At 64.5% G+C, this 8,352-nt stretch carries 4 protein-coding genes and 1 pseudogene; 2 read left to right on the top strand and 3 right to left on the bottom strand.

Annotation, left to right across the window (positions count from 1 at the left end; translation table 11 throughout):
* From GXB81_RS21665 to aceE, 3 genes and pseudogenes are all read right to left on the bottom strand, one after another.
* A partial coding sequence (locus tag GXB81_RS21665; protein ID WP_346777810.1) for a biotin/lipoyl-containing protein occupies nucleotides 1-276 on the bottom strand: 276 nt, incomplete at its 3' end.
* A gap of 258 nt (nucleotides 277-534) precedes the next feature.
* Nucleotides 535-1,908: pseudogene (gene aceF / locus GXB81_RS21660) on the bottom strand (dihydrolipoyllysine-residue acetyltransferase); the annotation flags it as partial.
* A gap of 26 nt (nucleotides 1,909-1,934) precedes the next feature.
* Nucleotides 1,935-4,631 carry a pyruvate dehydrogenase (acetyl-transferring), homodimeric type gene (aceE, locus tag GXB81_RS21655; protein ID WP_205990283.1) on the bottom strand — a complete coding sequence of 899 codons (2,697 nt, stop codon included), beginning with the start codon at nucleotides 4,629-4,631 and terminating at the stop codon, nucleotides 1,935-1,937.
* A gap of 275 nt (nucleotides 4,632-4,906) precedes the next feature.
* On the opposite strand from aceE, the gene fixL reads away from it, so the two are divergent.
* Together fixL and fixJ are read left to right on the top strand one after the other, a co-directional pair.
* A complete protein-coding gene (gene fixL, locus GXB81_RS21650) occupies nucleotides 4,907-7,423 on the top strand; it encodes an oxygen sensor histidine kinase FixL (protein ID WP_167043567.1) in 2,517 nt (838 codons plus the stop codon).
* Nucleotides 7,420-8,067, top strand: coding sequence for an oxygen response regulator transcription factor FixJ (gene fixJ / locus GXB81_RS21645; RefSeq protein WP_167043258.1), 648 nt, complete (start codon nucleotides 7,420-7,422; stop codon nucleotides 8,065-8,067). Before fixL ends, fixJ begins: the two co-directional genes overlap by 4 nt.
* Nucleotides 8,068-8,352: the final 285 nt, after the last annotated feature.

Raw genomic sequence — 8,352 nt, 5'->3', positions numbered from 1 at the left:
GGGAGCCGGCGCCGGAGCCGCGGCGGTCGCGCCGCCTGCTGCCGCCTCGACCAGCGCGATCACCGTGCCCTGCGAAACCTTGTCGCCCGGCTTGATGCGCACTTCCTTGACGGTGCCGGCGGTGTCGCTCGGCACTTCCATCGACGCCTTGTCGGATTCGAGCGTCAGCAGCGACTGCTCCTGCTCGATGACGTCGCCCGGTTTGATATTGACTTCGATGACGTCGACGTCCTTGAAGTCACCGATGTCCGGCACTTTTACTTCGACGAGACTCATAGTGTCCCCTTCTCCTGTTGATCGTGATGAGCGGAGAACTCGCAACATTCGGTCGGACAGGCGCCACAAGCACGGACAGAATCATCCTTTGCCGTCCGCCCAAGGACGCGCCTTTCTTTTGCCTACTTTTCTTTGGAAGACAAAGAAAAGTAGGTGCCGCCCCGCACAGGGGCGACGCCAATAGACCGTCATGAAAGCAAGTTCAACGAGAGACGCGGATCACAGACAACACGCCCGCGCCCCGCGCACCTCACCACATCAAAGAATCACACGCCGGAAATCGGCAAGAATCGAACCCAAGTACGCGTTGAAGCGCGCGGCTTCCGCTCCGTCGATCACGCGATGGTCGTACGACAGCGACAGCGGCATGGTCAGGCGCGGCACGAACTGCTTGCCGTCCCACACCGGCTTCATCGCGCTGCGCGACAGACCGAGAATCGCGACTTCGGGCGCATTGATGATCGGCGTGAAATGCGTGCCGCCAATGCCGCCCAGCGACGAGATCGAGAAGCAGCCGCCCTGCATCTGGTCCGGCTTCAGCTTGCCTTCGCGCGCGGCCTTCGACAGATCGGCCATTTCCTTCGCGATGTCGACGAGACCCTTCTTGTCCGCGTCGCGAATCACCGGAACGACGAGGCCGTTCGGCGTGTCCGCGGCGAAACCGATGTGGTAGTACTGCTTGAACACCAGGTTGTCGCCGTCAAGGCTCGCGTTGAACGTCGGGAATTTCTTCAGGGCCGCCACGCAGGCCTTGATCACGAACGCGAGCATCGTGAACTTGACGCCCGCCTTTTCGTTCTCCTTGTTCAGCTTCACGCGCAGCGCTTCGAGCTCGGTGATGTCCGCTTCGTCGTTATTCGTGACGTGCGGAATCATGACCCAGTTGCGATGCAGGTTCGCGCCCGAAATCTTCTTGATGCGCGAGAGCGGCTTCGGATCGACCGGGCCGAACTTCGTGAAGTCGACCTTCGGCCACGGCAGCAGGTTCAGCTCGCCGCCGCTCGCCGGCGCGGCCGCGCCAGCCGGCGCCGCGCGCTGGCCCGTCATCACGCCCTTCACGAACGCGGTCACGTCGGCCTGGGTGATGCGGCCCTTCGGACCCGAGCCCTTCACCTGGCCGACGTCGACGCCGAGTTCGCGCGCGAACTTGCGCACCGACGGCGACGCGTGGCTCGGCAGGCGCGAACCGCCCTCGCCGGCCGGGATCGACGGCGCCTGCGCGAGCGCGGACGGCGCGACCGGAGCCGGGGTCGGCGCGACCGGCGCGTCGGACGGCTTCTCGACCGGCGCGGGCTTCGCCGCCGGCGCGGGGGCCGCAGCCGCCGCACCGCCTTCCGTTTCCAGAATCACGATCAGCGAGCCTTCCGACACGTTGTCGCCGACCTTGACCTTCACTTCCTTGACGACGCCGGCCGCCGAACTCGGCACGTCCATCGTCGCCTTGTCGGATTCCAGCGTAACGAGCGACTGCTCTTTCTCGACGGTATCGCCCGCCTTCACCAGCACCTCGATCACAGGGATGTCCTTGTAATCGCCGATGTCCGGCACCTTGACTTCGATCGCTTGACTCATTGTTAGTGTCTCCTGGGCCGCGCACGCAGCCCGCCCCTTCTGGTCAGGGGCAGGCGCGCGCGCCGTGGCACACGGGGAAGGATGCCTTAGACGGTCATCGGGTTGGGTTTGGCGGGATCAAGGTTGTACTTCTTGAGCGCCTCGGCGACCACCTTGCGTTCGATCGTGCCTTCGTCGGCCAGCGCGTTGAGCGCGGCGACCGTGACCCAGTAGCGATCGACTTCGAAGAAGTGACGCAGCTTCTCGCGCGTGTCCGAGCGGCCATAGCCGTCGGTGCCCAGCACGACGAATTTCTGCGGCACGAACACGCGAATCTGCTCGGTCAGCGCCCGCACGTAGTCGGTCGATGCGATGACCGGACCCGGCGCGTCCTTGAGCAGCTTCTCGACGTGCGAGAGCTTCTTCTCTTCGGTCGGATGCAGCAGGTTCCAGCGCTGCACGTCGTGGCCTTCGCGCGCGAGTTCGGTGAAGCTCGGCACGCTCCAGAGGTCGGCGTTGACGCCCCAGTCGTTCTTCAGCAGGTCGGCGGCGGCGATCACTTCGTTGAAGATCGTGCCCGCGCCCATCAGCTGCACGTGCGGCGTCTTCGCCTCGGCCGCGGTCTTGCTGAACGAGTACATGCCCTTGATGATGTCCGCGGCTACGGTCTCGCCCTGCGGAATCGCCGGGTGCTCGTAGTTCTCGTTCATCACCGTGATGTAGTAGTACACGTCTTCCTGGTCGGCGACCATGCGGCGCAGACCGTCCTGCATGATGACCGCGAGTTCGTAGCCGAACGTCGGGTCATAGCTGATGCAGTTCGGCACCGAAGCGGCCCACAGGAGCGAGTGGCCGTCTTCGTGCTGCAGACCTTCGCCGTTCAGCGTCGTGCGGCCCGCGGTGCCGCCCAGCAGGAAGCCGCGCGAGCGCATGTCGCCCGCCGCCCATGCGAGGTCGCCGATGCGCTGGAAGCCGAACATCGAGTAGAAGATGTAGAACGGGATCATGATCTCGCCGTGCGTCGAATACGACGTCGCGGCTGCGATCCAGTCGGCCATGCCGCCGGCTTCGTTGATGCCTTCCTGCAGGATCTGGCCGGTTTCCGACTCGCGGTAGAACATCAGCTGGTCGGAGTCTTCCGGCACGTACTTCTGGCCGTCCTGATTCCAGATACCGATCTGGCGGAACAGGCCTTCCATGCCGAAGGTACGCGATTCGTCCGGCACGATCGGCACGACGCGCTTGCCGAGGGCCTTGTCCTTCAGCAGGATGTTCAGAATCCGCACGAACGCCATCGTCGTGGAAATCTCGCGGCCTTCGCCCGTGCCCTTCAGGAGCGGCTCGAATACCGACAGTTCCGGCACCGGCAGCGACTCGGCCTTCTGACGGCGCGCCGGCAGATAGCCGCCGAGGTCCATGCGCCGCTGGCGCATGTATTCGAGCTCCTTCGAGCCTTCCTCGAACGTCAGGTACGGCACGTCGGCGATCTGCTCGTCGGTGATCGGCAAACGGAACTGGTCGCGGAATTTCTTCAGCGGCTCCACCTGCATCTTCTTCTGCTGGTGGGTGATGTTCATCGCCTGGCCGGCTTCGCCCATGCCGTAGCCCTTGATCGTCTTCGCGAGGATGACGGTCGGCTGGCCCTTGGAATTCGTCGCTGCCGCGAACGCCGCGTAGATCTTGTGCGGATCATGGCCGCCGCGGTTCAGATTCCAGATGTCGTCGTCGGACCAGTCGGCGACGAGCGCCTTCAGTTCCGGCGTGTTGAAGAAGTGCTCGCGCACGAACGCGCCCGACTCCGACTTGTACGTCTGGTACTCGCCGTCGACCACTTCCATCATGCGGCGCATCAGCGCGCCCGACTTGTCGCGCGCAAAGAGCGCATCCCAGCGGCTGCCCCAGATGACCTTGATGACGTTCCAGCCCGCGCCGCGGAACTCGCTTTCGAGTTCCTGGATGATCTTGCCGTTGCCGCGCACCGGACCGTCGAGACGCTGCAGGTTGCAGTTGATGACGAACACGAGGTTGTCCAGACGCTCGCGGCCGGCCATGCCGATCGCGCCGAGCGACTCCGGCTCGTCGGTCTCGCCGTCGCCGAGGAAGGCCCAGACCTTGCGGCCGTCGGTCTTGGCAATGCCGCGCGCCTGCAGGTACTTCATGAAGCGCGCCTGGTAGATCGCCATGATCGGGCCGAGGCCCATCGAGACGGTCGGGAACTGCCAGAAGTCCGGCATCAGCCACGGGTGCGGATACGACGAGATGCCCTCGCCGCCGACTTCCTGGCGGAAGTTGTCGAGCTGCTTCTCGGTCAGGCGGCCGAGCAGGAACGCGCGCGAGTAGACGCCCGGCGACGAGTGGCCCTGCACGAACACGAGGTCGCCGCCATGCTCGGCGGACGGCGCGTGCCAGAAGTGGTTATAGCCGACGTCGTACAGCGTGGCGGCCGACGCGAACGACGCGATATGGCCGCCGACGTTGGTTTCCTTGCCGGCGCGCAGCACCATGGCCATGGCGTTCCAGCGCGTGTACGAGCGGATACGGTGTTCGATGTCCTGGTCGCCGGGGTTTTTCGCCTGGCCCGCGACCGGAATCGTGTTGATGTACGGGGTGTTGGCCGAGAACGGCAGATGTTCGCCGTGCACGCGCGCGAATTCGATCTGCTTCTCGATCAGGTAGTGAGCGCGATCGGGGCCCACAGCAGAAATCACGCCATCCAGCGCTTCCAGCCATTCGCCGGTTTCCTGGGGATCGTCGTCTTTTTCGGCGGCGACATATTTCATGACTTCGTCGGGTACAGCGGACATGCTCGTCTCCTGGGTATGGGGAACGCACTTTGAACAGACCACGCGGACGCAGGATAGGCCGCGGAAGCTCCGGCCGATTGTAATAAGGGTCCCGACATCAGCGCAACCAAATTTTCAAATTACGAGATCAATTCTCATAATGCGGAAAATTGTTGCAACGCAACCTGATTTGACTGCCGATCGACGGAACCGCCGGCTAGTTTGCGCCGATTAACGTGACTTTCTGCGCTTTTTTGCGACATTTGTCCGGGACGCGCTGCGCTACAATGCCACGCATGTTGACCGAACGGCTTTTCGCTCGCTCGGCGCGCACCGCCGGAACGCCCGCGGATTCGTCGCCGTCCACTCGCTGGCACCATGGACCATGGTGGTCCAATTCCTATTTGCTGACGCCGCTCCTGTCGATCCTCGTGTTTCTGGTCGTCATGAGCCTGATTCTATGGAGTCTGAACCGACGCGAACAGCAGCAGCAGGAAGACACGCTCTACCGCAACGTCGCGTGGGCGCAGCAGCAGATCCGCCTGTCCATGACAGGCGCGCAGGAACAGATCCAGGCGCTCGCGCGCGATCTCGCCGCCGGCCATGCCGACGAGCATTCGTTCCAGGTGACCACCACCGACATCATGCAGGGGCACCCGGAAATCCTCTACCTGAACTGGTACACGGGGCAGCAGCAGCCGCGCTGGCCCAATGCCGCGCCGCCCGTGCTCGGCCAGCGTCTCGCGCGCCCCAACGACGCGCAGATGGACGAAGCGGTCAAGGCCGGCTTCGCCGAGGCGCGCAACACGCGCCGCCAGGTCTATTCGCCGCTCATCTACGACGACCTCGGCAACGGCTTCATCACGCTGCAGACGCCGATCTTCCGCGACCGCGATTTCCTCGGCACGATCGCCGCGGTGTTCTCGGTGGAAGGCATCCTGAAGCGCGACATCCCGCCCGAGCTGTCGGCCAAGTACAAGATTTCGATCATCGACGTGAACAACCGCGAGTTGACCACCACGTCGACGCGCCCGCGCCTGCCGCGCGACATGTTCTACGACCTGCCGCTCGATCCGCCGGGCCAGGGCATCTCGGTGCGCGTCTACGCGTTCCCGCAGATCACCAACTTCACCAACAACACGCTCGTGTGGCTCGTCGCCGGCCTCTCGTGCTTCGTGCTGTGGAGCCTGTGGAGCCTGTGGAAGCACACGCGCCAGCGCTTCGAGGCGCAGCAGGCGCTCTATGCGGAAGCGTTCTTTCGCCGCGCGATGGAAAACTCGGTGCTGATCGGCATGCGCGTGCTCGACATGCACGGCCGCATCACGCACGTGAACCCGGCGTTCTGCCGCATGACCGGCTGGGACGAAAGCGATCTCGTCGGCAAGAGCGCGCCGTTCGCCTACTGGCCACGCGACTCGTATCCCGAGATGCAGCGCCAGCTCGACATGACGCTGCGCGGCAAGGCGCCGTCCTCGGGCTTCGAGCTGCGCGTGCGCCGCAAGGATGGCTCGACCTTTCACGCGCGGCTCTACGTGTCGCCGCTGATCGACAGCTCGGGCCGGCAGACCGGCTGGATGTCGTCGATGACCGACATCACCGAGCCGAAGCGCGCACGCGAGGAACTCGCCGCCGCGCACGAGCGCTTCACGACCGTGCTCGAAAGCCTCGATGCGGCCGTCTCCGTGCTCGCCGCCGACGAAGCCGAACTGCTGTTCGCGAACCGCTACTACCGGCACCTGTTCGGCATCCGCCCGGACGGCCACCTCGAACTCGCGGGCGGCGGCTTCGACAGCGCGCAGGCCTCGTCCGATTCGATCGACATGGTCGACACCTACGCGGGCCTGCCCGCCGCCGCGCTGACCGAAAGCACGGCCGACGCCCAGGAAATCTATATTCCGGGCATCCAGAAATGGTTCGAGGTGCGCCGCCAGTACATCCAGTGGGTCGACGGCCATCTCGCGCAGATGCAGATCGCGACCGACATCACGACGCGCAAGCAGGCCCAGGAACTGTCGCGCCAGCAGGACGAAAAGCTGCAGTTCACGAGCCGCCTGATGACGATGGGCGAAATGGCCTCGTCGCTCGCGCACGAACTGAACCAGCCGCTCGCCGCGATCAACAACTATTGCTCCGGCACCGTCGCGCTGGTTAAATCCGGCCGGACGACGCCCGACAACCTGCTGCCCGTGCTCGAAAAGACCGCCCAGCAGGCGGTGCGCGCCGGCATGATCATCAAGCGCATCCGCGAGTTCGTGAAGCGCAGCGAGCCGAAACGCCAGGCCACGCGCGTCGCCGATATCGTCGCCGATGCGGTCGGTCTCGCCGAAATCGAAACGCGCAAGCGCCGCATCCGCATCGTCACCGATCTGCGCGCGCGCCTGCCCGTGATCTACGTCGATCCGGTGCTGATCGAGCAGGTGCTCGTGAACCTGCTGAAGAACGGTGCCGAGGCGATGGCCGAAGCACGCCCGAACGCGGTCGACCCGGTGATCCGCGTGGTCGTGCGGCTCGAGGGCGGCTTCGTCTGCATCAGCGTCGTCGATCAGGGGCCCGGCGTCGACGAGGCGACCGCCGAGCGTCTGTTCGAACCGTTTTACAGCACCAAGTCCGATGGCATGGGCATGGGGCTGAACATTTGCCGTTCGATTATCGAATCGCATCGCGGGCGTCTGTGGGTGGTCAACAACGTCGAATCCGACGGCCACATCACGGGCGCCACGTTCCATTGCAGTCTGCCTATTGGAGACCCCGACGGCCCGAGCAGCGGCGGGTCCGAGGCGCCGACACCACAAACCGTTACGGGAGAGCTATGAACAGCCCAGTCACCACACAGGAAACCGTCTTTGTCGTCGACGACGACGAGGCCGTGCGAGATTCGCTGCGCTGGCTGCTGGAAGCGAACGGCTACCGCGTTCAATGCTTCTCCAGCGCCGAGCAGTTCCTCGACGCATGGCAACCGCATCAGCATCCGGGCCAGATCGCGTGTCTGATCCTCGACGTGCGGATGTCCGGCATGAGCGGGCTCGAATTGCAGGAGCGCCTGATCGCCGACAACGCGGCGCTGCCGATCATCTTCGTGACCGGCCACGGCGACGTGCCGATGGCGGTCTCGACAATGAAAAAAGGCGCGATGGACTTCATCGAAAAGCCGTTCGACGAAGCCGAGTTGCGCAAGCTCGTCGAGCGCATGCTCGACAAGGCGCGCAGCGAAAGCAGCAGCGTGCAGCAGCAGCGCGCCGCGGCCGAGCGTCTCGGCAAGCTGACCGCGCGCGAGCATCAGGTGCTCGAACGCATCATCGCCGGCCGTCTGAACAAGCAGATCGCCGATGACCTCGGCATCAGCATCAAGACGGTCGAGGCGCACCGCGCAAACATCATGGAAAAGCTGAACGTCAACACGGTCGCCGATCTGCTGCGCCTCGCGCTGTCGAACAAGCCGCAGGCCGCGCAGTCATAGTCGCGGTACACACCACGGCGCACCGGCGCCGGCGCGTGTGGCCCTTCGCGCGAAGGGCCACCGGATGATGCGGCCCGCCATAGACAGGCCATCGAAGGGCCGCCTCCCAGGCGGCCTTTTCTTCTTCCTCTTTCTTTTTTATCTCTCCGCACGCGCCTGCTTTGCACCCGCTTTGGCCCCCACTTCGCTGCCGCGACGAAGCCAATCGGTGCGTCGCCGGCACCTCTGGCGCAGGTCCCGCGCCGGTATAATGTCGGACTTTGCAGCAGCGCCTTGCCCGAAGCG

The organism is Paraburkholderia sp. Ac-20336 (assembly GCF_017105025.1).
GTDB lineage: Bacteria > Pseudomonadota > Gammaproteobacteria > Burkholderiales > Burkholderiaceae > Paraburkholderia.
Note: the sequence above shows the minus strand (reverse complement) of the source record. Positions and strands in the feature narration are given on the sequence as shown.